This is a genomic window from Paenibacillus sp. XY044 (genome assembly GCF_002257645.1).
GTDB lineage: Bacteria > Bacillota > Bacilli > Paenibacillales > Paenibacillaceae > Paenibacillus_AQ.
Genome location: NZ_NQMO01000001.1, coordinates 1,078,866 through 1,102,750, shown reverse-complemented (window position 1 = coordinate 1,102,750; position 23,885 = coordinate 1,078,866). Strand labels below are relative to the sequence as shown.

At 54.1% G+C, this 23,885-nt stretch carries 15 protein-coding genes; 1 reads left to right on the top strand and 14 read right to left on the bottom strand.

What is annotated here, in order from left to right; translation table 11 throughout:
• Positions 1-15: 15 nt before the first annotated feature.
• On the top strand, positions 16-1,239 hold the full coding sequence (locus CJP46_RS05180; protein WP_094594500.1) for an MFS transporter: 1,224 nt from the start codon (positions 16-18) through the stop codon (positions 1,237-1,239).
• A gap of 69 nt (positions 1,240-1,308) precedes the next feature.
• Here the strand turns inward: CJP46_RS05180 and CJP46_RS05175 are convergent, their stop codons facing one another.
• From CJP46_RS05175 to CJP46_RS05110, 14 genes are all read right to left on the bottom strand, one after another.
• Positions 1,309-2,586, bottom strand: a complete 1,278-nt coding sequence (locus CJP46_RS05175; RefSeq protein WP_094594499.1) for a stalk domain-containing protein — start codon at positions 2,584-2,586, stop codon at positions 1,309-1,311.
• Between the two features lie 118 nt (positions 2,587-2,704).
• A complete protein-coding gene (locus tag CJP46_RS05170; RefSeq protein WP_094594498.1) occupies positions 2,705-3,979 on the bottom strand; it encodes a hypothetical protein in 1,275 nt (424 codons plus the stop codon).
• A 240-nt stretch (positions 3,980-4,219) separates the two neighbouring features.
• Complete coding sequence (locus CJP46_RS05165) at positions 4,220-7,504, bottom strand: OmpL47-type beta-barrel domain-containing protein (protein ID WP_094594497.1); 3,285 nt, start codon at positions 7,502-7,504, stop codon at positions 4,220-4,222.
• A 14-nt stretch (positions 7,505-7,518) separates the two neighbouring features.
• Positions 7,519-8,520, bottom strand: coding sequence for a zinc-dependent alcohol dehydrogenase (locus CJP46_RS05160; protein ID WP_094594496.1), 1,002 nt, complete (start codon positions 8,518-8,520; stop codon positions 7,519-7,521).
• A gap of 18 nt (positions 8,521-8,538) precedes the next feature.
• A complete protein-coding gene (locus CJP46_RS05155) occupies positions 8,539-10,806 on the bottom strand; it encodes a helix-turn-helix transcriptional regulator (RefSeq protein WP_094594495.1) in 2,268 nt (755 codons plus the stop codon).
• 43 nt (positions 10,807-10,849) lie between these two features.
• Complete coding sequence (locus tag CJP46_RS05150; RefSeq protein ID WP_094594494.1) at positions 10,850-11,713, bottom strand: carbohydrate ABC transporter permease; 864 nt, start codon at positions 11,711-11,713, stop codon at positions 10,850-10,852.
• Entirely contained in the window at positions 11,707-12,636 is a 930-nt protein-coding gene (locus CJP46_RS05145) for an ABC transporter permease (RefSeq protein ID WP_094594493.1), read from the bottom strand. The genes CJP46_RS05150 and CJP46_RS05145 overlap by 7 nt, the downstream gene beginning before the upstream one ends.
• A 22-nt stretch (positions 12,637-12,658) precedes the next feature.
• Complete coding sequence (locus CJP46_RS05140) at positions 12,659-14,281, bottom strand: extracellular solute-binding protein (RefSeq protein ID WP_094594492.1); 1,623 nt, start codon at positions 14,279-14,281, stop codon at positions 12,659-12,661.
• A 263-nt stretch (positions 14,282-14,544) separates the two neighbouring features.
• Positions 14,545-15,633 carry a dihydrodipicolinate synthase family protein gene (locus tag CJP46_RS05135; protein WP_094594491.1) on the bottom strand — a complete coding sequence of 363 codons (1,089 nt, stop codon included), beginning with the start codon at positions 15,631-15,633 and terminating at the stop codon, positions 14,545-14,547.
• A 1-nt stretch (position 15,634) separates the two neighbouring features.
• Positions 15,635-16,651, bottom strand: coding sequence for an NAD-dependent epimerase/dehydratase family protein (locus CJP46_RS05130; RefSeq protein ID WP_094594490.1), 1,017 nt, complete (start codon positions 16,649-16,651; stop codon positions 15,635-15,637).
• Between the two features lie 420 nt (positions 16,652-17,071).
• Positions 17,072-18,436 carry a helix-turn-helix domain-containing protein gene (locus tag CJP46_RS05125; RefSeq protein ID WP_094595076.1) on the bottom strand — a complete coding sequence of 455 codons (1,365 nt, stop codon included), beginning with the start codon at positions 18,434-18,436 and terminating at the stop codon, positions 17,072-17,074.
• A gap of 23 nt (positions 18,437-18,459) precedes the next feature.
• Positions 18,460-20,664 carry a DEAD/DEAH box helicase gene (locus tag CJP46_RS05120; protein ID WP_094594489.1) on the bottom strand — a complete coding sequence of 735 codons (2,205 nt, stop codon included), beginning with the start codon at positions 20,662-20,664 and terminating at the stop codon, positions 18,460-18,462.
• A complete protein-coding gene (locus CJP46_RS05115; RefSeq protein ID WP_094594488.1) occupies positions 20,661-21,980 on the bottom strand; it encodes an ATP-binding protein in 1,320 nt (439 codons plus the stop codon). Before CJP46_RS05115 ends, CJP46_RS05120 begins: the two co-directional genes overlap by 4 nt.
• A gap of 5 nt (positions 21,981-21,985) precedes the next feature.
• Positions 21,986-23,656 (bottom strand): TerB N-terminal domain-containing protein, encoded by a 1,671-nt coding sequence (locus CJP46_RS05110; RefSeq protein ID WP_094594487.1) that lies wholly within the window; start codon positions 23,654-23,656, stop codon positions 21,986-21,988.
• Positions 23,657-23,885: the final 229 nt, after the last annotated feature.

The following is a 23,885-nucleotide window of genomic DNA, read 5'->3' as shown; positions in this document are numbered from 1 at the left end:
AGAGAGGCGTTTGTCGTGCAGTACATTCAAATCGGTACCCGAGCCTATTTACGGGTGCTGGTCAGTATGCTGCTGGGCAGTCTGGTCACCTTTGCGATCCTGTACAGCCCGCAGCCTTTGATCGGCACATTTGCGAAGGAGTTCCATGTGTCCCCTTCCAGTGCCAGCTTCATTATTTCCTTTTCGACGATTACATTAGCCGTCAGCATGCTGTTCGTCTCCCTGCTGTCCAATGCCTGGGGGCGCAGAGGCGTGATGAGCGTGTCGCTGTTCGTCACATCCGTGCTGGCCATGGTATCCTCCTTCAGCACAAACTTCCATCTGCTGCTGGCGGCCAGGCTGCTCGAAGGTATTAGCCTTGCGGGCTTTCCGGCTATCGCCATGACTTATCTGAACGAAGAGATCGAACCGCGCAGCATCGGACAGGTCATGGGGTTCTATGTGGCAGGCACCGCGGTAGGCGGATTTGCCGGAAGGGTCATTATCAGCCTTTTTACCGATTTGTTCAATTGGCATATCGCGATGTTTATCCTTGGGCTGGTCAGCCTCCTATGCAGTCTGCTGTTTTGGCTCTACCTGCCCAGATCAAACCACTTCAAACCGGTCAGCATTTCGCTGCATCACTGGGCCGACGGCTTCCGGAACGGCTTTGCAAACACCCGCCTGCTGTGCCTGTACCTGATCGGTTTTCTGCTGCTTGGCGCGTATGTTACGCTTTTTAACTATATCGACTTCCCGCTGTCCCAGCCGCCTTACGAGCTGAGCCAAACGTTGATCGGCTGCCTGTTTGTCTTCCAGCTGATCGGCTCCTGGTCGTCCGTCTGGTTCGGTAATCTGGCTGACCGTTATTCACGCGCCGGCTTGATTGCCAGCGGGCTCGGGATGCTGCTTGTCGGTGCCCTGCTCATGCTGGCGGGCAACGTGATCTTTATGATCGCAGGCATGATTCTGTTCGCTTGCGGCTTCTTCGCGGGACACACCGTTGCCAGCGGCTGGGTGGGAAAAGCGGCACCGATGCGCTATAAAGCTTACGCTTCATCCCTTTACCTGCTCTTCTACTACACGGGGTCCAGTCTGGTGGGCTGGTCCGGCGGCTTCTTTCTGTCAGGCTTCGGCTGGAACGGGGTGATCGGGATGATTATCGTCCTGATCGTGATCACCGCGCTGCTGCTTTCGTACGTAAGCCGGTCTTCCCGGCAGGAGCGTCACGATAGCGAAGCCAAACCAACTGCTCTGTAATGAAAAACGGCATACTCCCATGAAATCATGGGAGCATGCCGTTATTTTATGCTGAGGCAGCGGTCAGGCTTACGGATTCCAATTGATCCCCTGCACCGGCAGACCAATCCGCTTCAAGACGTCGGAACTTACATAGAGCCGGTAACCGATCATCGTGCTGTCACCTGCTGTTACGGTCACAGTTCCTCCCGGTCCCTTTATGGAAAAAGTACTGCTGTTCACTTTTCCAGCCACTTTCTGCTGCTTGACCTCCAGGCCTGCCTGCTCTATCAGTTCCCGTACCGGGATCATCGTGCGTCCGTTTTGAATGAAGACAAACGTGAGATGAACCACCTGGCCGCCAATGGTGGCTCTGGCTGTAATCTGATCATGAATTTGAATCTGTGTTACCGGCAAGTTTTGCGGCTGCAAATCGGCAGGCGGTTTTGTTGATGCGTTTGGCATAGGTGCCTGATAGCGCTGATCCGCCAGGCTGGAAAACTCTTTCATATCCAGCTCGGTTGCTGGGCGAGCTTTTCCATCGGTCAGGGTATACACTGCGTTCGGTCGGCCCGGCTTGTTATAATTAATTAGTAGGCGTCCGCCTTCCGCATCATAGTAGTCGAGGCTTGCGTATATAAGGTGTTTCTTTGATCCTGTTCCCGGATCAATGATCAATATTTCTTTCATCTTGGCTGTGGTGCTATACTGAACGGCAAGCACACGACCATCCGGCATTGGGATAAATCCTGGACGTAAGTGTGTACCATCAACTTCCTTAATCACTCCGTCTCCGGTGCGCAAAAATACACTGAAATAAGATGTGGAATACCAATTCTGCTGCGCATCCTGACCCATATCGTAATTTTTGATATAATGCAGACCGCTCCGGCTATCCTTACTGCCAGTAAAAAATACTCCGGTTGTTCCCGTCCCTTGGGCTGGATCATACACCGTTGAAAACAGACCGTCCAAAAAATCACCGAGTCCTTCGCCAAGCAAAATTGGCTTCTCCAAATCATAGTCCCAGGTTACGGTGATGCCTTCTTCCAGTGCATTCCACTTCCCACTAGAATCGCGGAATACTGTGCGGTTATAAAATTGCTCTCCGTCATAAGCGGAAGCGTTGTAATACGCACGCCCAGTACCCTTATCATAAAAATCAGCCCGAAAATCCCATTTGAGTTCGGGTATCTGCGTTGCTTGGGATTCGGGAATTGCTGTACTCTGAGCACGATCCGCTTGAACTGCTGCCGCAGGTGCATCCTCCGCCTGTGCGCTGGGGCTTGGCACCAACGCCGTACCCGCCGCTGTCAGCAGCACTGCAGACAACAGCGAGGCCTTCCACTTGTGCTTCTTGTTCATCATTGATCCTCTCCTTTTACCAACTCATTCCTAATTTTTCGGATTGAATAACCATCAGATGGATCTATGATCAATCCCATTTTTCAGAGATGACCATATCTCCAAATGCGCTCTCATCTTACTAGGGATTCCAATTTACCCCCTGCACCGGCAGGCCAGTCCGCTTTAAGATATCAGAGCCTACAAAAAGCTGGCCGCCGATCATCATATTGTCAGTCGGCGTCAAATTTACGCTTCCCTCAGGCCCTTTCAGCGTAAAAGATGTGCCCCCCACTTTTCCAGACACCTTCGTTTGCTTGACCTCCAGGCCTGCCTGCTCCACCAATTCACGAACGGGGAACATCGTGCGTCCTTTTTGGACAAAAGCAAAAGATAACTTCACCGCACGACCTCCAATCGTAGCTCGGACCAGGATTTGATCTTGGTGTTGGATCGGTGTCACCGCCAAATCCTGCGGCTGCAAAACGGCTGGGGGCACAGTAGCAGGGTCCGGAGACGGAACGTGGCTGCCTTCGGCCAAGCTGACACTTTTAAACTCCTTCCAATCCTGCTCAGTGGCCGGGCGCTGTTTATCGTCGGCTAACGTATATACTGCGTTTGGATTCCCCGTTTTATTGAGGGTGATGAGAAGCCGGCCCCCTTTTGCGTCGTAGTAATCAAGCTGGGCATATGCCAAGTGCTTCTTCTTCCCCGTGTTCGTGTTGATGATCGAAATTTCGTATGGTTTACGGGGAACACTGTACTGAATCGCCAGCGCATTTCCGTCCGGCATCGCCGTAAAATGCAAACGGTTGGGTACACGCTCAATTTCGCGTATCACTCCGGAACGGGTTCGAAGGAGCAGGCTGAAATCGGATGTAGTATACTCCTTACCCTGCGCGTCCTGCCGCTTATAATAGTTTTTCACGTAGCGAAATCCGTGCCGGACGTCCGGCCCCCCTGCAAAATACACCCCTCTCGTCGCAGTTTCTTGGGAAGGATCATACACGGTCGTGTACAATCCTTCCATAGGATCGCCGTATCTCGTCCTGTCTACGACCGGTGTTCTCAAATCGTGGTCCCAATGTATCGTTACTCCTTCTGCAAAAGCATGCCACTCCCCCTCTGGATCAAGATAGATGGTGCGACTGATCATTTGGTCGGCGGTGGCGGAGTAGTAGGAACCTCCGGTTGCCTGATCATAAAACGAAGGGCTGAAATGCCATTTGTATGCCGTGTTCTGGGCGGGTACCTGCGCTGCCTGCCCAGTTGTGGATGGGTTCTGAACGCTCAGCACCTGAACCGGAACTGCTAAATTTTCTGCTGCCACATGTGGGCTGGGTATCAACGTGGCTCCCAAAATCGTCAGCATCAAGGCAGACAGTGCCACGGTGCCCAAGTGGTGCTTTTTATCCATAACGATTCATCTCCCTGCGCCTTGTATCAAATATGTATCATCTTTGTCCGGTTTTCGATCCGGATCGAACTACATGTTAAACGCTCATTCGTAAGAGAAAGTTGCTGATTCTTGCAAACGGCTTGAAACGTCGACGGGTGAAAACGTGCAGACACGTTCGGAAAAGGAAAAGGAGCCTGCGCTTGCTCACAGGCTCCTCATTTGACGTCGCTTAACACGACTATTCTTTTCGATAACCGTCTATTTCAGCGTTTTCACCCATTTCAGCAGCACCGCTGCCTGTTCCTCTGTCAGCTTCTTACCGCTTTGAGCGGTGACTTCCTGCTCGAACGCGGATAGCTGTCCCTGTGCCGCCTGGGCATTGCCGCGCCCGGCCGAAACCTTCGCTGCCAGCAGCTTCGCGTTCAGCGACTCGGCAAAGTCGGCATCCACAGGCAGGAACGAACGCGCAAGCGTGCCCAGACTGTCATACGTTGCCGTAACCTCGAATGAAATCTCCTTCGTGCTTTCATTACCTGCGGCATCTTTAGCCGAAGCCATAATCACGTTTGTGCCCGGCTCCAGCTCATACGCGGGGCGGTCTGCCCCGCTGCACGGTTCCGATGCGATACCTGATAAGCTGTCGGACGCCGCGCACTGGATGGATACATTTTGATCGACGGTATAGGCGGTTTCCCCGGTAAACACGATTTCCGGCGCCGTTTTATCGATCTTGACCGTGAGCTCCCGCGCGGCCTCCTTGTTGCCGGCCCGGTCCTCAGCCGAATAGGTCACCTTGGTGACTCCTTCGGCAGTAACGTTGAAGGATGCGGATGCTCCTTCCACTCGAACCGGTTCAAGCGAACCCGCTCCGCTGGCCGCATAGGTTACAGCGGCCACGCCGCTGCCCTCGTCCTCTGCCTGGATTCGCACGGATGCGTCACGGTTCAGCCAGCCGTTCTCACCTGCAGTGGGCGATACCTCGGCCGTAGACACCGGTGCTACCTGATCCGCCGGTTCCGGCGTCCCTTCTACGGACAGGGAGAAGTCGTCATAATATGCCGACGCCATGTTGTAGCGGCTGACTACTGCGATCAAGCGGGCGTAGGCAGCATTGTCGGGAGCCGTTCCGTTCAGCGTCACGGTCTGCCACTGGGCCAGCCGGCTCTCGTCGAGATGAATCTCCTGCGTAGCCAGCGTTTGGTTGCTGCTGTCAAAGAAGCGCAGCATCGTCCCCGGCTGTCCCGACTCGATATACACTTGGACTTTGGATGTGTATTTTTTGCCCGGCTCAACGGTGATCTTATCGCTCTGCAAGGCGACGGATCCCGTACGGGTATTATCCGTCAGTTTCAGGCTGGCATTGCCGGAGGAGCTCCGGTCCGTGTTGACCGCGTAGCTTAAATCGGAACTGGCCGCAAACAAAGACGTCCACCCGGGGATCGCTGTGCCGCTCACGGCATCCTCAAACCCTGGATTCTTGACCGGAAGCGGAATGCCAGGAGGCTGCTCGACGATCTCCCCGTCGACCTCGATCCGGTACATGATCGTATTCGTGGCATTGTCCGTAAAGTAAATGTTGCCGTCCTTGCCCAGCTCAAACCGGGCGGCATTGGTGATCGTGCGCGATTCCAGCGTTTGCGGATCGATCACCGTCAATTTGTTGTTGAACAAGACGTACATAAGGCCATCTTCCGACCAGCGAATCATATGATGAGCCCACTGCGTGTAGCTGACGCCAGACTGCACCTTTTTGCTCTTTACGACCTGATACGTATTTGGATCCAGCGCAAACACATATTCATACGCCGCGCCCCATATCAGTCCGTCCGGACCTACGCTCAAATCCCCGATGAAGACCGGTTTATCCAGTCCGGCGATCCGCAGCGGGAATTCCGTGATCTTCTGCTCGGTCTGGGTGTCCCATACGAATATTTTTGCTTCATCCGCAGCTGGCTCCGAGCCCAATCCCCCGCGAATCGTCGTCGATCCGAACAATTTGCCGTCTTTATAGGCAAGGCTCAGCACGCTTTGATCCTGCACGACGTTGCGGTGAACGCGGCTTTCCCCGGTGGCGGGGTCATACACCGTAACCGATCCGCCAAGCGTACCGTATCCCGGGATGGTCGCTATATAGAGCTTGCCGCCCCCCGATGTCATATTCACCAGGCGTTCCTGTCCATTCTCCAGGACGAACGTCTTCTTCGGATTCTCGGTTCCCGGCGGCTGGGTCATGTCGTATTCGAACAACGCTCCTTCAGGATAGACGCCCATAAACATTTTATCGCCGAGCGGATACACGCTGTCCGCCTGACCTATGGAGAATGCCGAGGAAGTCAGGGTATTCGGATCAATAATCGAGCCTCTGCTCGTCTGTACTCCGGTGACGAACAGATTCCCGTCCGGAGTGGATTGGATCCGGTTCACCACGCCCGGCAAGCCCGGGACGACGGGAGGCAGCAGATGAACCTGCTTCGTCTCGATGTTCAGAATCGCCACTCCGCCGTCATAGCGGACGGTAACCAGATTTTTTCCAGGAAGCTCGGGGTTGTTCGGGAACTCCACCCAATCGGCTCCCCGAAATCCGCTGTTGTACTCCATTCCCGTCTCGCTGACTTCATTCGTGGCTAGATCAAATGTCTTTAATTTCTTGTCGGACATAAAATAAATTTTGCCGTCCAGGGAATCGGTCTCATGCAGTCCGGTCACGTTGTCCAGCACCGTATCCAGCCAGGAACCGGTTTGCGTATCGTAAATGTATGCCGGACCCGGCACCCCGCTTCCGTCCGTATAGCGGGCGAACAGATAACGGTTGTCGATCGTATCTAAATCGTATACCGTATCGTCACCTTCCGGAACATTAAGGGATGCAGCAATGTCCGTCTTCTCGCCTGTCTCCAGGTTAACGCGGACGATTTGATGATGCGCCGTTCCCGCATAAATGTTACCGCCCTGATACGCAATGGAGCGGACATATTCCTGGGCGATGTTACCGATCACGCGGCCATAGTCCTTCGTTTGGCCGGTGGCTGGATCGTATTGAATCACCTTGCCTCCAGGATAAGTACCGACGTATACCCGGCCCGCCTCATCCGTTGTGATGCAGATCGGCCACGATTCGCCAGCAAAGGCGGCGGCTTGCTCCACGGTATGGGTCACCGGGGAGTATTTCCACAACCTGGCCCCGCTGCCGTCCGCTGCGACGTATAGCGTGCCGTCGGGTGCAACCGTATGCGCCCATGAGCTCTCCGATGGCGGGATCGGAATGCTGCGCAGCAGCTTGTAATCCTCCAGGTCAATGACATTCAGCTGGCCCGGCTTCCCTTTAGACACGGTATACATGACCGGCCGTCCCTCTTCATAGCCAACGGTCCCGTTAAAAATCGAAACGGTGTAGTTCAGCGGCGGCAGCAGCTCCTCCGGACTGCCGTACACTTTCTGCGACAGACGGCTGTCTTCCGCCTTTGCTGTGTCGCTGCCTCCCAATCCCGTCCAGCCTGTTAACAGTACAAAACATGCCAATAGCGTAAACCATGACTTCCGCATTCACACATCCTCCTTCAGGATTCGTATTCGAGAATCGTTCCCAGACAATCCGCAGGATTCACATAGTTGGCGTAAGCCGCTTCCGCTTCATCGAGCCGGTAACGGTGCGATACGAGCGGCAATATCGATATCCGGCCTTCCGCTAGCAGGCGGACGTATTCCGCAACATTTCTGCCCTCGGTCCACCGCACATAACCGATCGGATAATCCCGGTTATCCTTCTCGTATCCGCTGTCATATCTGCCGGGTCCGCCGGCCCGGGAGATAAGCACCTGCGCCTCCTTGCCGAACATCTGCCCACGGGAAAACGTGGTGGTCAAGTCGCCGACGACCACGATATTGCCGCGGTCGCGGATCCAGTTGAGCGACCGGTTGATCAGTTCCTCACCGGGCCCTCCTGCGCACAGGACGACGCTGTCCGCCCCATGGCCTCCCGTGAGTAACAGCAGCTGCTCCTCGAGCTCTTCATGCCGGGTATACGCATGACGGACTCCTTGCTCCTGCAGCATCTCCACACGCTGCGCGTTCAAATCGAGCGCTGCGACGCGGAATGCCGCTGCCGAGGCGATCTGGGCAATAATCTGGCCCAAAATGCCGAGGCCCACAACCACCGCCGACTCCCCGAACCGAAGATCTGCCGTTCGCAGAGCATGAATCGCAATCGCTCCAAGGCCCGCGAAAGCAGCTTCCTCCAGCAGCACGTGATCCGGTACCGCGGCCACCAAATTGGACGGAACCGTGAGCCGTTCCGCATGCCGGACGTAAGGAGCTCCATAGCAGGCCACCCTTTGTCCTGGCAGCAGGCCGGTCACGCCTTCGCCGATTTCCTCAACGATGCCGGCCGCGCTGTACCCGAGCAGGGACGGCTGATCTCCTCCCTTTTTTAGAAAAGACAGCTCCGTGCCGGGACTAATGGCAGAATACACGGTCCGGATCCGGACATGCCCCTTCTCCAAGGGCAGGTCTTCCGTATCCGTGATTACAATGCTTCCTTGTAAAGCCGCAACGGCTTTCATGATGATCGTTCGCTCCTTCTACCCCTCCCCCGCCATTTTCCGGTATTCGCTGGGGGAGATGCCGTAGTATTTTTTGAACGTGGTGGTAAAGGTTGACGCATTCATGTACCCCGTCTTTTCCCCGATTTCCGATATGTTGTAATCGGAGTTCTTCAGAAATTCACGGGCATGCGCCAGCCGTACCTTGTTCAGGTATTCGACGTAGTTGATCCCGAACGTTTTCTTGAAATAATTCGAAAAGTATTTCGGGCTCGTGTCCAGCACCTCCGCCATATGGTCGAGGTACAGATTGTTCATATAATGAAGTTCGATGTACTGTGAGATGAAAGCCGGATTCAGCTTGCTCTTCGGCTCGCCGCCGCGGCTGCCGGCAACCCGCTCCACTACTTCAAGGAGCGCCTCCGTCATTTCGCCGTGATCATAAGCCTGCTCTACTCGCTGGATGAACCGGGACTCCAGCTGCATCAGCTCCTGGTCGCCTTCGGCCGTTGCTCTGGCCGGCTTGATCAGATAGAGGAACATGCTTTTGACCACATGGGCCAGATGGTAATGATGAATGTTCCGGCGTGCATTCTCTTGAATAATGTCCTTCGCGATTTGAATGCTCTCCCCGGTCAATCCGGCCGTCAGGCAGCGGGCCAAATGATCCATTTTTTCCAGAGGAAAATAAACGTCACCCACATACTGCACAGCTTCAATATCGATAACAGACTGCGCTTCGTCCTGTACGCTCCGGTAGAGCATTCCGTTCATGATATCCTGGTAAGCGGAATGGAGATTCGGGACATGAGCCTCATAGAACTTACTGACATAGGAGCGGAGCGCATATCCAGAGAGCACATCCTGGCTCGCTTCCTGAATTAAGGCAGCCCAGTAGGACATCACCGTCTGCCGGTCTCCGCCCTCCGGTATGCCCAGCAGGACAAGAAAACTCATTTCCCGCTTGTGAAACACCGCCGTATAACCAGTCCCCGCCATACTGCCAAGGCCCTTGCGAAGCACATCGATGATGTGCCGGGGTTCTATAGACGCATGGGAACGATCCCCCTTCTTGGAAAGCCTTATATCTAGGGATGCCATCACGAAGCAGCGGTCCCGAAAGAAATACGGCTCGTATTTCAGGACCTCCCGCTCGATGTCGCTTGAGCGCTCGCGTTTTTCCAGCACTTGCAAGAAGGCGTTCCTGCACATATCGACCTCAGCTCTCTCCATCCGCTGCTTGAGCGTTTCATTTTCGCGCTGGACTTTGACAATGCCGCTGTGGATTTTCCGGAAGTCGTTACCTTTTACGCGGCCCTCTCCGAACAGCTGAAGAATGCCTTTTACCGGCAGGTACAGATAGACGCTGAGCAGCCCCGACAGCAGCACCGCGCTGACAATGGCGATAACCATAATGAACCGGCTGCCGCTGGCCACCGTATCGATATTCTGGAATTGATAAGGCATTTTATCAATGTAAATGAAATCGTTATAATCCGACTGGTACACATGATACTCGAAGTCACCGCGGGTCAGCGAGTCTTCCTGAGACTGGTTAAAATAGACGTCGTTCAGCACTTCCACCAGGTCCCAATTTTTTTCCGTGCTGAGCACGATTTTCCGGTCGCCGTCCAGCACGATCATCGACGATCCTGGGATCATGGAGGACATGTTCACATGCTGCAGCAGCTTTTCCGCATTGATCAGAATAATCACGTTCTTATCCGACAGCTTGTATTTGTTGCCGTCCATGACGGCGATCAGCTGCCTGCTTTGCGGTTTGGAGCCTTCCGTTTGCATCATATAATCGGCAGCGGGAAATACCGTAAACGGACGTTTGGATTTGGAAAAGCTGCGCCAATACGAGGCATTGTACGTGTCGTGCCTGTACTTGTTCTGGAAGAGCAGCTTCATGTCGCTCGTTCCATTGGCCGTAATGGCCAGATCCTGGTTATCGTAAAAAACGATGACGTCTTCGATATAATCGACGGAAGAAATCAGCGACGCCAAATTATCCTGCAGATTATAGACCTGTGCCATGTCCATGCGGCCGCCGTCGCCGGATTTGACAGGATCAAAGGGCAGTCCATGGATCGTAAAAATCAGATTATTGACCGTCGTAAAGCCGCTGTCGAACGCCTGGATGATATTTTTAACGACGAGCCGATTGTTTTGCGTGACTTTGTCATAGATGCCGGAAATGGATTTTTTGTAAACGACATAGCTTGATGCCGACATGATCATGATGACTAACAGCAGAGAGCAGAAGATTTGCAGTAGTCCCCGGTTCGCAAGCAGCCGATTCATTGGCGTCACCTCTCATGATGACAACTATTCCACATCCGTCCGCTTAACCCTTCTCGGAACCTAACATGACCCCTTTGGCAAAATACTTTTGCGCAAAAGGATAGATCAGCAGCACCGGAATCATTGACAGCACGATTGTGGCGTTCTTGACCGCCTGCGGCGCGAGGGCCGCCCGGTCCACGAGTCCGGCATCGTTTTCGCTGTTGAAAATGAGCATGTCGCGCAAGACGACCTGAAGCGGATACATCTCCTTGTCGTTCAAATAAATGAGCGGAAGGAAGAAGCTGTTCCAGTGGCCCATGAAAAAGAACAGGCCGATGGATGCCAGCGCCGGCTTGGAGAGCGGGATGACGATACGGAACAGAATCCGCGTCTCCGATGCGCCGTCGATGAGCGCCGCCTCCCGGATCTGCGACGACATGTTTTCATAAAAGCTCTTCAAAATGATCAGCTCCATCGTCCAGATCGCATTCGGCAGCACGAGCGACCAGACCGTATCCGTCAGACCCAGCTTCTGAACGACGATGTACGTGGGGATAATGCCGGGATTCAGGAACATCGTGACAATGATCCCCAGCATGAACACCCTCCGCCCGAAGAAATTGGGCTGCGACAGCGGATACGCGGCCACCGCCGTAAACAACAGATTGATGAAGGTACCCAAAGCCGTATAGTAGATGGAATTCAGATAAGCCCTGGGGATCGTGTTGTTGCTCAGCACTTCTTTATAGGCATCAAGATTAAAGCCTTTTGGAAACAGGAACACTTTGCCCTGAATGACCGAAGCCGTGTCGCTGAACGAAATGACCGTGATGTAGAGCACCGGATAGAGCGTCGCAATCGCGATGCAGGCCAGGATCAGGGCGTTGACGATGCCGAAAATCGATGTTTTGCGTTCTCCTACCATAGCCCTTTCCCTCCGATCTTCCGGCTGATCGAGTTCGCGCCAAGGAGCATCGTCATGGCCACCAGCGCTTCAAACATGCCGACCGCGGCGGCATAGCTGTAATTGGATTCGAGCAGCCCCTTCCGGTATACGTACGTCGAGAACACGTCGGCCACGTTGTAGGTCATCGGATTGTACAGCAGCAGCACCTTCTCGTAGCCGATTCGGATCATCGAGCCTGTTTTCAGGATAAACATAATGAGCATTGTCGGCATGAGCCCGGGAATCGTGATGTGCCGGATCATATGAAACCGGGATGCGCCGTCAACGCGGGCCGCTTCATACAGCGTCGGATTGATTCCCGCGATCGCGGCCAGGTAGATGATCGACTCGTAGCCAATTGTGCCCCAGATCTCTGAAATAACGTAAACCGGACGGAACCAGCCGGGATCGACGAGGAAGTACTTCTTCTCAAAGCCGAACGCGGCCAGCAGTTGATTGAGCAGCCCGTTCGTCGGCGACAGGAAGTCAATGATCATGCTGCTGATAATAACGACCGACAGAAACGCCGGCAGGTAACTGAGCGTCTGCACCGATTTCTTGAACCACTTGGTCCGGACTTCGTTCAGAAGGATCGCCAGCATAATTGGAAACGGAAAGCCGAAGATCAGCGTGTAAAATCCAAGCAGCAGTGTATTTCGGAAAAGCATCCAGAAATCCTGATTGCTGAAAAATTTGATAAAATGCTTCAGTCCGACCCAGTCGCTGCCCATTACGCCGGTAAATACGCTGTAATCCTTAAAGGCGATAATCAAGCCATACAGGGGACCGTAACGGAAAATGATATAAAAGAGGATACACGGAATAAAGAGCAGCAGCAGTTCACGGTCCCGCCGGATATGCTTTAGCGTTCCGGTCAAACGTCCCTTGTTCGGTTTCTTCATAGGTCTTCAAATCCTCATTGATTTATTTCGCCGCGTCATAACGTTTTTGGGCATCGTTATAAATCTTGATCAGATCGTCCAAGCCCTGCTTGGCGATTTGCTTCTTGAAATTTTCGAACTGCGCGTCGCCATAAGATTTATCCAAAATGTATTTGGCGTTGAATTCCTCGGACGCTTTCTGGAGCGACGTTTGCAGCTCCGCAAGCGTCGAAATTTCGTCGTCCGTAAAGTTCAGGATCGGATCCATCGGCTCTCTCTTGTCTTCCTTCATGATTTTATCCTGGGCTTCCTGCTCTTTTTCGGAGAACTTATAGTACACGCTGCGCTTATCCGGTCTGAGGTAAGCTCCTTCCAGCCACATGCCGTAGCGGTCTTCCAGTACGCCGATGTCGACGAGCGGGAGATCTTTGAGCTCAGGATATACCGGGCGGCCGTCCTGCCCCCATTCGAAGTTGACCCCTTCCACGCCGACAGTCATCAGTTCACCGCCCGAAGGACTGGTGAGGTAATCCAGCAATTTCAGCGCCACTTCCTTGTTCTTGTTGTTGGCGACCGCAATACTGAAATCGGAAACCTTCGGCAGGGTTCTGACGTTTCCTGTAGGCCCAATCGGGTTTGCGTATCTCAAGTCGTATTCCGGATTTTTATCCTTTACCTGGTTGTAGAACAAGTCGAGTCTGCCGATCCAATCCCAGGTGACAAACGATTTGTCGGTCGTCATCTTCGTCGTCCAGGAATCCTGAGTATCCGTCAGGAACTCGGGGTCCATCAGCCCTTCGTTGTACAGCTTTTTCATAAAATCAAGCATATCCTTGTGCTCCGGCTGAACCGTCGCATATTTCCACGTTCCGTCCTTTTCGTCGTAATACGCCGGATAGTTGTCTCCATTGCCAATGCCCCAGCCGAAGGACCAGTCTCTGAAGATATTGGCCAGACCTTTGGAAGCATACGGATAAGAATCCGGGTAAACCTCTTTGAGCTTCTTCAGCGCCTGGTAAAATTCTTCCGTATTCGTCCATTCCTTGATGCCGTTCTTGTCAAAAATGTCTTTGCGGTACAGGAAGCCGTGATTCACTTCCCGGTTGAGGTCATAAATCGGCCAGGTGTAAATATTGCCGTTCTCGTCGCCAAACGATTTAACGACCCAATTGTTTTCCTGCAAATACAATTTGGAGAAGTTCGGCAGCATGTCGGCATATTCATTGATCGCGACCACGCCTTTTTGCTGGCCGATTTTTTTCAGCTCCGCCGGCTTCAGCCCGATGAAGATGTCCGGAAGTTTGCCGGAAGCCACCACAACCTTTAATTTGTCCTGGTACGTTTGCGGGGAATAAGTTTGAAACTCGACCTTGATCCCCGTACGCTTCTCCAATTCCTGGACGATCAGCTTGTCGTCGCCGATTTTGGCCGAGTTGCTCGATAACATAAATTTAATCGTCGTCGGCTTATCGACCAGCGGCAGCTTTAATCCGCCCGTATCGCCATACTGCTCGGTGCTGCTTCCGGCTCCGGCGCCTCCCGTTGGTGCAGGTTCCGCTGCCGGTGCTGCTCCTTCATTGGAAGTTTTGCTTCCACCGCTGCAAGCGCTGAGTACGAAGATGAGCATCGTGACTGCCGCAACCATACTGATCCACTTTTTTGCCATACCCTTTCCTCCTTCATGTTTTGGGGCTCATCCTGGGAGAGTGATGAATTTCGGTGTTCATGATTCACCGGTAATCCCATCATAAAAACGCTTCCACTTGCGGTAAACAGCGTGATTTCCTTGAGCTTGGAATTTACCGAACCATGAGCACCGAAATGGCTAAAAATGCTGCTGCATCAAGCTTTTGAGCGGTGTGGAAAATGCTAAATCGGTAGAAATATATCAAATTCTCCGCTTTCGGGATGTCAGGTTTTTATCATTTTCTACGCTTGATTGGATTTGGCTTCCAGCCACATCTTCAGATGCTCACGGACAAAATCGTCGTCGTGTAGATGGGGATAATCCCGGTAAATCCGGTCGATCTCTCCCTCTTGCCCTGGAGAAAGCGTCTCCTCTGGATTCAGGCACCAGATCCCTCGCATTAATCCCTGCCTGCGCAGCACTTCGTGAATGCCCGGGATGCAGCCGGCGAAATGGTGGGCCGGATCGAAAAACGCCGCGTTGGCGTCGGTCACCTCCACATTCCGGCTGAGCCATTCTTCGGGGAGGGTGCCTCCGCTGCGAACCCGCTTGATTTCCTCCAGCAGCTCTACGGCTTTTTGCGTCCAAACTGCCCAGTGCCCGAGCAATCCGCCGACAACCTTTTTCTCCACCAGTTCACCGTCTACTCGGAACCGGTATGTCGTGAGAAGATCATTGATAATGTTATCGTCATTGCCCGTGTAGAGGGCAATTTCGTCGCGGCGGCTGGAATAACAGACGGCCCGGGCAACGTCGAGGGTCTGATACCGGTTGAACGGTGCCATCTTTATCGCGATGACGTTCGGGATCTCGGCGAATTCCCGCCAGAATTCGAAGCTGAAGATTCGCCCGCCCACGGAAGGCTGAAGATAAAATCCGATGACGGGTATCCTTTGAGCCACTTCCCGTGTGCGCTGCAGCAGCTCTCCCTCACTCAGGCCCATAAGTCCACCCATGCTGAGCAGACCCGCATCGTAGCCGAGATTTCGGGCGATTTCCGCTTCCTTGAGCGCTTGGTCTGTTGGGCCGCAGATGCCAGCCACCAAAATGAAGGGGCGCTGCAGCTGTGCGCTCTGGACCTCCTCGGCCGCCAGCCGCAGGACAGGCTCGAACAAATCCACGCCGGGGTCCCGGATTTCAAACTGGGTGGAATGAACGCCTACGGCGATTCCCCCGGCGCCCGATGCCATATAGTAACGCGTCAATGCCCGCTGATGCCGCTCATCCAGCTTCCGGTTTTCATCCAGTGCCAGCGGGTGGGCAGGGATGACCAGCCCTTCATGCAGTGCTGCGATCTGCTCTGCGGTTAACACGTGCTCCGGCTTATTCATATCAAAACTTCCCCTTTCGTTCCTGAAAATGCGTAGGTTTACTCCAGGTCGTGCCGCCCTGCTGGACCCAGTCCGCGACCCAGTCGATCATTTGTAAAAGGGTTACCCGCGGATAGCCGAACAGCTGATGGGACTTCGACGCGTTGCTGAGCAGCGCATTATCCGCTTCCGTCCCGGTAAATACCACTTCTTTGCCTAAACGGCGCGCCAACTCTTCCGCCGCCCAGCGGATCGACATCGTTTCCGGGCCCGTCACGTTGATGATCTGCGGCGGGTTCGTACACTGGGTCAGGCAGCGCAGCGCCATTTCGTTCGCATCCCCCTGCCAAATGACATTGGCGTAGCCCATCGTCACATCGACCGGCCTTCCTTCGTTGACGGACTTCGCCAGCTCTAACAGCACGCCGTACCGCATGTCGATCGCATAGTTCAGCCGGTAAATCGCCATCGGCGTGCCGTTTTGATGCGAGAAATACTCGAAGATCCGCTCCCTGCCGAGGCAGGACTGCGCATACTCCCCGACCGGCTCCGGCGCCGTATGCTCGCTGGCTCCGCCGCTCGCGACCTGGGTGAAGGGGTACACGTTGCCGGATGAAAACACAACGATCCTGGAATCGCGGTATTTCTCGGCGACCCTGCCGGGCAAATAGCTGTTCATTGCCCATGTAAAATACTCCTTTCCCGTCGTTCCGAATTTATGTCCGGCCATAAAAATGACGTTCGGCACGTCGGGCAGCCGTTGGAATTCCTGCTCATTCAGCAAATCGCACGAAATCGTGGTCACCCCGGCATCCTCTAATTCCTTGCGAGTCTCTTCATTCGAGAAGCGCGATACCCCGATGACCTTCTTGTTCATGCCCCCCATACGTATCGCATTCGCGGCCAGTCTGGCCAGACTCGGACCCATTTTGCCACCAACGCCTAGCACGAGAAAATCCCCGTCGACGGACATGAGGTCGGCAATGAGCGCTTCGGACGGCTGGGCCATCCGCGCTTCCAATTCGGCTACACTTTTCATCCTTGTTCATCCTCCCATTCAATCGTTTTCCACTTCATCATAAAGACTCGGCCTATATAAAGACAAATCTTTTAATCGTCTTTAAATTAGCAGGATTTTGGCGCAAAAAAAGCGGTACAGGTTCATTGCCTGTACCGCTAGGGTTCTGAATATTTAGCTGCTCATATCACTAAAGCCTGTACCGCGAAGCGCTTGGAATTTAGCGATCCCACTATAGACTTAACACGAAGGGTGTTGAATTTTCGTTGATCACACTATAGATTGACCGCAAAGGACCATAATCTCAGCTGGTGCCCACTGTATAGTATCACCGGAAACGGCCTTGTAGAGTTTCGTGGGTATCAGCGATGGGATAACCTTCTCATTTCGTTCCTTGAATACTCCATGTCTAAGTGCTCAAAGCTAATTACGACTTACCGCTTAAGACGAAGACTTGTCCAAACATGAAAACCTGAAAATTTGCCGCGGACGCCCGCGCGGCACCTTCTCCATGCCGGCAATCTCTACCAGTCCCTGGTCGATCCACTGCAGCAGCAGGCGATGCGCGCTCCGCACCGTAATGCCGAGCAGCGATGCCAGCTCATGGACCTTATAATCGGTCTGGCCGTATTTAGCCCGGTTGTGAAGCAGCCGGCTCAAATAAGCGCTGGTCATTCCGGCATCCTCCGCATTTTTCATCAGCTCTGCATCGGTGAAAGAAAGCACTTCCCGCACCGGGTCGGCCATCTCCAGCGGTCCGATCAGCGTCTCATCTTCCCGGACGATAAAGCAGGCATTGCCTCCTGCTTCCTTCGCCTTGCGCATCGCTGTTCGGGCGTGGGTGCCGGCCAGGCTGGCCGAGCGGCCGAAGCCGATCCCGATGCTTAGCGAAACGCCGTGCGTCGTATTGACATCCTTGGCCAACGGGATCGTCTTGTATCCGCCGCTTTCGCGCTCAAAGATGCCCCGGGTTGTAAAGAAAAGGTATTCGTCTCCGCCCGGATGGGTCAGAAATCCGTCCAGCGATTCCACATAGTCGAGCACCATGCGATGGATGTCCAGCTTTAGTTTCTGGACCTCATGCTCATTGCTCCGCTGCATAGCGACGCGTTCGAAATGGTCGACGTTGATCATCCCGACGACGATTTGTGACTCCTTGCTGCGCCGTGTCTCCGTCGATAGAAGCGCCCTCTCGAGCGCGACGACGATATCTTGATCGGAGGGAAGCAGCCATTCGGAGGGGATGCCCATTTCCTCCAAGCGCTGAGCCACGGCATGCTGTCCTGTAAAGACAATAGAGCAGCCGCCGGATTCAAAGCTGGCTTGATGGAATGCGATCAGCTTATCCGGAGACGCATATACCGGCCCGTCATACACGCTCCATCGCTCATCGGTCATCCCTATGTCCCTGCAGGCTCTGCGTACCATCGTTTCAGTGAGCGTATCCACCGAGATTCCCCGGTCAAGCAGTCCCCGCTGATGCGCCGTGAACAGCGCTTTATAGAGGCTCGCATCGGTTAACGGTACGTAGTGAGCAGGTACGGTTATCCGTGGGTTCTCTTTGATCTTCCTGTGCGACAACGGGTCGGACAGGAGCAGCACCTCCGTCTCCTCGGCTAACCCTTCTGCCAGCACAGCCGCATCCGCCGTATCCTCAAACACCCGGGGAACCGCTTCAAAAGACGGAAACGTCTCGATCACGCGCAGGATCTGTTCAACCAGTCGTTTGGACCCGATGATCCCTATCGGGATTTGATGGGCGGCCTCCGGACGACGAAAAGAATGGCTTTCCTGGTTAGCTGACATTTCAAGTCCCCCGTTCGAATCCATTAGGAAGATATCTCCGAGTGGTGGTCCTCCAATATTCCTTCTCTCAGTCCCTTGAGGTCAAGCCCGTCGACGACAAAAGCGCGGCGAACCAGATCCGGAGCCACAAATTCATCGTACTTGCCGAGGTACGGGGCTTCTTCCGGTGCGAGGAGCTGTTCTTCTCCGCACCGGGCGCATTCCGCCGCGATCGCCTGGATCAGCGTGCCGGCATCGCTGTTGCCGGCCACGTTCATGTAGTAAGGCTCCATCGGCACGATGGATCTCAGGGAGAGGCGATCCGCCAGATGATGCTTCAGCATCCGCTCCAGCGTGCGGAACTGCTTGCTGCCGACCCATGGCAGCACAAAGAGCGAATCGCCGCCGGCCGGAATGACGATGTCGCGGAGCAGGCCGCTTTCCCTCGCGAGGCGGCGGGCACGTTCCAGACGATTCACCGCCTGAGGCGACAAGTACGGATAAATCGCGGAATCGGCAAGCACTTCTCTCATTTTCCGCATCACTTTCGTATGGACGTCGCCACCGGAACCAAGCCACAGCGTGTCCACCTTGCCTTTAGCTGCCTTGACGTAGACCGCTTTGTGCTTGGTGTCCACCTCCACCACTTTCCACAGCTTACCGGCCAACGAGAAGCAATAGCCGGGCGGCGGAACCGTCGTGATGGAGCCGATTTCCTCGGAGCCGTTGTACACGACATGTTCCTCATCATCCTTGAATACCGCATAGAAACGGTAGTTGTTCACGATCTTCTCACCCGTGAGCCCGATGATCAGGGTCTGTTCTTCGGTCCACTGGATGTGATCGGTTTGAATGAGATAGCTCAGAAAAACTTTGAACTCATCAGGCGTCACATGTGTGAATGAAGGAAGCGTAAGGACCGCACGCGCCAATTCAGATGGTTCGGATTCCCCCATGCTTTTCAGCATGCTCATCGTCTGGTGGTACAACGTCCCGACAGGCATCCGCCGGATGTCATGAGGTTCCACCCATTTATAGCGCACATAGAGTTCAATGACCGCGATGGCACGGAGCAAAGTCCAAGGCATTCTGGCCGGGAGCGGCGCATCCTCATCTTCTTCCTCCTGTACGACAAACATCATTTCGGAAGCGGAATCGCCCCTGCGTCCGGACCGGCCAAGCCGTTGGACGAAGCTGGATGCGCTGTACGGTGCGCCGAGCTGCACCACCCGCTCCAGCTCTCCCAAATCGATGCCCAGCTCCAGCGTCAGCGTTGCCGCCGCCACGGCCGGTCCCGGCCCGATTTTCAGCGCGTTTTCGGCTTCTTCCCGCAGCATGGCCGAGATGCTGCCGTGATGCACATAAAATACGTCCGGCTGGCTGCGCCTCGCCGCAACTCTGCGCATTTCCAGCGTCGTCAGCTCGGCATCGGACCGGCTGTTCGTAAAAATCAGCGCCTTCTTCAGGTGCGTCGTCTCGTAAATATACTCGTAATACGCTTTGCGTGCGTTTTGCAGCTGCTCTGCCTGCTCCTCGTCGCGCGCATCGGGAAACGAGAAATGGTCGACCCGAAGGCGCAGCTTGCGGCCGCCCGGCGATGTGACCACGGATACTTGCTCGGGACTCCCCGCACCGAGCCAGGCGGTCGCGGAATCGTAGTCGCTCAAAGTGGCGGACAAGCCCACTCGTCTAGGATGGCAGCCCGCCATCCGCTCTAACCTAGTGATCTGGCTCAGCACCTGAATACCCCGGTCTGCGCCCATAAACGCATGGACCTCATCAATAATGATGTATCTGAGGTCCTGAAATAGCGCCGGGATCGCATTCGGCCGGTTCATCAGCAGCCCTTCCAGCGACTCGGGAGTAATTTGCAGAATGCCCGAAGGATTTCGCATCAGTTTTGTTTTCTCCGCCTGAGATACGTCACCGTGCCAATGCCATACCGGGATCCGCGATTCGATCAGCAGGTCCTTCATCCGCTCAAACTGGTCGTTAATGAGCGCCTTGAGCGGTCCAATGTACAAAATCCCCACAGACTTCGCGGGCCGCTCGTGCAGTTCGGACATGGCCGGAAAGAAGGCGGCTTCCGTCTTGCCGGAAGCCGTTCCCGCCGCGATCAGCAGATGATTCCGCGTATCGAAGCAAATGTTCAGGGCTTCCACCTGGGCCGGCCGAAGCGTCTCCCACCTTTTTTTGTAAATATATTCTTGAATAAAAGGAGCCAGCTTGTAAAACGGGTTACCGCTCATAGTTCGAACTCCGCCAAAAAGTCGCTGACTTCGTCAGGGTCGGCATCCGCCGGTTTCACGCTGCGCTCGCCGACCAGCTGATCAAAGGTGATACCCGGATTCTGATGAAGGGTATGAAGCAAATCCATATAATCCCGAATCACTTCGCGCGGGGTTAGCAGCTGATCCGCTCCGAGCCGCCCGGCCGCATTTTCCATGAAAGTAATGATTTCGCCGCTGCCTATTGCAGGCTCATATCCATAATGCATGGCATGAATCCGCGTCAGCTTTTCCAGCAGGATGAAAATTTCTTCGCTCGACAGCATCTCCAGCTTAATAATGGGTCCGGAGTAATTGGCGAAGCCGCTTCCCGCATACCTGCCTTCGATCAGTCGGGAGCGCAGCGCTTCATAGCTGAAGAGCCCCCTGCGCTCATCTTCCACAAATTGCGGCGTTCCCCCGATAAAGATGCCGAGATGCTCCGCCTTCCCCTGCATCGTATCATTAAACATCGTCAGCATTTTCTCGTAGTTGCTCTGCCGGGAAACGCTGTTCGTAATTTTGTACAAATTGACCGCTTCGTCGATAAATAACAGCAGTCCTTTATATCCGATCTTCGCCGTGAATTCCGCCCACAGCTTCATATAATCGTACCAATTGTCGTCATCGATGATCACGCCGACCTCAAGCTCACGGCGCGCCTCCGTCTTGGTAGGGATTTCCCCGCGAAGCCAGCGAAGCGCCGCCTGCTTGCGGTCGTCGTCACCCAGCTTATAGCCGTTCCAGTAGACTGACAGCACCTTGGCAAAATCGAACCCATGCACCAAGCTCTGCATCTGTGAAGTCACCGTGAAAATCCGCTGCTCCACCTCTTCATTCAGTGCGGCGTCATTCGGACGAAGCCCCTTCTCCTGCATCGCGGACTGCTGCAGGCCGGCGATCCACTTCTGCAGAATCGCTTCCAAAGCTCCCCCGTCCGGCCGTGTACGGGTAGACAGATGGGTCATCAGCTCGCGGTACGTGGCCAATCCCTGGCCTTTCGTTCCAACGAGCCGCCGTTCCGGAGACAAATCGGCGTCCGCCACGACAAAGTCGCGGTCCATCGCATAATTGCGGAAAGTCTGAAGCAGGAAGCTTTTTCCGCTGCCGTAACGGCCGGTAATAAATTTGAAGCCCGCTCCCCCTTCGGCGATGTTATCCATATCCCTTAAAATCGCGTCCACTTCCGCCCGGCGTCCCACAGCGACATGCTCCAGCCCAACGCGGGGCACGACGCCTGCCGTCAGCGAATTCATGAGCGCAGTGGTCAGCCTTTTCGGTATTTTCACTTCATTCATTCGGTTCATCCTTTCAAGTTCTCAAAGCAATCCATATATTCTTCGGCGATTCGGTCTCCGTCAATGACCAGGTCGCCAATCGTTTCCATGGCCGCGTCATTGATTTCATCGATGATGAGGCCCGGCATCGTCCCGTAACGGTCAGCCACCTGGATCAAGTCCGTATCCGGGGACGATCCTGCCAAAGCCAGCAGCGCTTCCAGCTGATACGATGACAGCATTTCTGCAAAATGGGTCCATTCCGCATCCAGCCCGGAGGTGTCCCACGCTACCGAGTTGCCATTTGTTGTTAAGGCGGATTCTACAAGCACTGAATCAGTGCATGCCAGATTATCTTCCGCTTGGAACTCGGACTTGAGATCAGCGGCCGGTACGGGAGCCGCCCCCTCTTCAGCGATGAGGCCAGCAGCCAGTACGGATGCCTTCATCTCTTCAGAGCGGAAGCCATCTTCCGATACGGTTGCCGGTTCCTTTACAGGTGGATCTGCATCGGCTGCTCTCGACTCTAGCGGAAGGATCTCCTCCGTCCGGTCCTTCTCTTCCGACATGTCCAATGCTTCAACGGTAAGCATGCCCCGGACATATTCGGTGTCCTTTTGCAGAGAAGCGAGCTTGTCCGAATCGATCACAATCGCCGGTCTGTCCTCCTTCGGGCCGCTCAGCTCCCGTTTCAAATAAAGGTCCGCGAGGCGCTCTATCGAGGGGTCGATCCCGACACCTCTCAGACGCCCCTTGAATCCGCGCAGCTCCCGCAGTTTATTTTCCGTGTAACGGATCATCTGCGTCACCCAGCTCCGCAGCGGAGCATGATTCCGTATAGGAACGGTGGTGACCGGAAGTAAACGCCCGTATAAACGGGCATCGTACACCGCTCTGTGGAACAAATACCTTTCGGTCGTTTTTGGCGGTATGTCCGGGTTGAACAATTCCATCCATGTTTCGTGTTCCTTTTCGCGCAAATACCCGGCAGCCAGCGATACGATCCGCGGAACGTGATGCTCCATATCCCCTTGGCCGATTTCCAGGTAAAACCTGCTGCCCTGCACATCGTAATCGCTTAAGATAAGCAGCAATTCCATCGGAATCTGCAGCGGTTTTTCCTGGAACAAACGCACGAGCTCCAAATCCATCAACTCATGGGACAGCAAGCTGCCTGCCTTTTGCGTTATGCGAATCAGCGGAATATCGAGCTTGTGAATCAGCACAAAATCGGCAATCCATTCCTTTAAATAATGATCCAGCCGGGTGAACTTGTCCCGGTAAGCCGTCCAAATCTCATCCAGCAGCCTGTATCCTTCCTCGGGATCGGACCAGCCGACTTGTTGAATCAACTCATAAATGTATATGAAGACATAGGACAGATCCGTATGAGAATAACGCCCCTGCCGTACTTCGCTTCTCCAGTAAAAATACCATTTTCGCTGAGCTTCGGACATTTGTTGATAAGTCGGCCAATAGCTCATAAAAGGAACATAAGGGGCCGGATCGCCAACCTCATCCGCTCTCCCGATCGCTTCTTCTGCAAAGGCCTGTTCCCGGCTCTCCATACTGAACGTTATGGGTTTAGACGAAGTGATGGCGGCAGGGTCCCGGGCGGGAATGCGCAATCCTTCACCAACATCTCCGCCCAGGTCGATTTCCGTAAATTCAATGGGTCCTCTTTCGTTATTTTTCACTTGTATCCATCCCTAACCGGTGATTTCCAAACTAAATGCGAACCAGCCTTTCTAGATTGGCAATACTAGCAGATTAACAATACTAGCAAAATTAGAAATACTAGAAAGACTAGGTAATTAAAAATTATTATATCATGGCAGCCCCGAAACTTTATGGAAATGCTTCTATTTCCACAACGATGTGCTCCTGTGATCCAAGCTTCTCATGTACCTCCCAGGTCTTCAGCTA

What these genes read in the sequence shown, in the direction of transcription:
- CJP46_RS05135 (WP_094594491.1), bottom strand. Translation starts at nt 15,633, where the DNA reads ATGAATAAGCCGGAGCACGTGTTAACCGCAGAGCAGATCGCAGCACTG.
- CJP46_RS05115 (WP_094594488.1), bottom strand. Translation starts at nt 21,980, where the DNA reads ATGAATGAAGTGAAAATACCGAAAAGGCTGACCACTGCGCTCATGAAT.
- CJP46_RS05175 (WP_094594499.1), bottom strand. Translation starts at nt 2,586, where the DNA reads ATGATGAACAAGAAGCACAAGTGGAAGGCCTCGCTGTTGTCTGCAGTG.
- CJP46_RS05130 (WP_094594490.1), bottom strand. Translation starts at nt 16,651, where the DNA reads ATGAAAAGTGTAGCCGAATTGGAAGCGCGGATGGCCCAGCCGTCCGAA.
- CJP46_RS05125 (WP_094595076.1), bottom strand. Translation starts at nt 18,436, where the DNA reads ATGTCAGCTAACCAGGAAAGCCATTCTTTTCGTCGTCCGGAGGCCGCC.
- CJP46_RS05150 (WP_094594494.1), bottom strand. Translation starts at nt 11,713, where the DNA reads ATGGTAGGAGAACGCAAAACATCGATTTTCGGCATCGTCAACGCCCTG.
- CJP46_RS05145 (WP_094594493.1), bottom strand. Translation starts at nt 12,636, where the DNA reads ATGAAGAAACCGAACAAGGGACGTTTGACCGGAACGCTAAAGCATATC.
- CJP46_RS05120 (WP_094594489.1), bottom strand. Translation starts at nt 20,664, where the DNA reads ATGAGCGGTAACCCGTTTTACAAGCTGGCTCCTTTTATTCAAGAATAT.
- CJP46_RS05140 (WP_094594492.1), bottom strand. Translation starts at nt 14,281, where the DNA reads ATGGCAAAAAAGTGGATCAGTATGGTTGCGGCAGTCACGATGCTCATC.
- CJP46_RS05165 (WP_094594497.1), bottom strand. Translation starts at nt 7,504, where the DNA reads ATGCGGAAGTCATGGTTTACGCTATTGGCATGTTTTGTACTGTTAACA.
- CJP46_RS05160 (WP_094594496.1), bottom strand. Translation starts at nt 8,520, where the DNA reads ATGAAAGCCGTTGCGGCTTTACAAGGAAGCATTGTAATCACGGATACG.
- CJP46_RS05170 (WP_094594498.1), bottom strand. Translation starts at nt 3,979, where the DNA reads ATGGATAAAAAGCACCACTTGGGCACCGTGGCACTGTCTGCCTTGATG.
- CJP46_RS05155 (WP_094594495.1), bottom strand. Translation starts at nt 10,806, where the DNA reads ATGAATCGGCTGCTTGCGAACCGGGGACTACTGCAAATCTTCTGCTCT.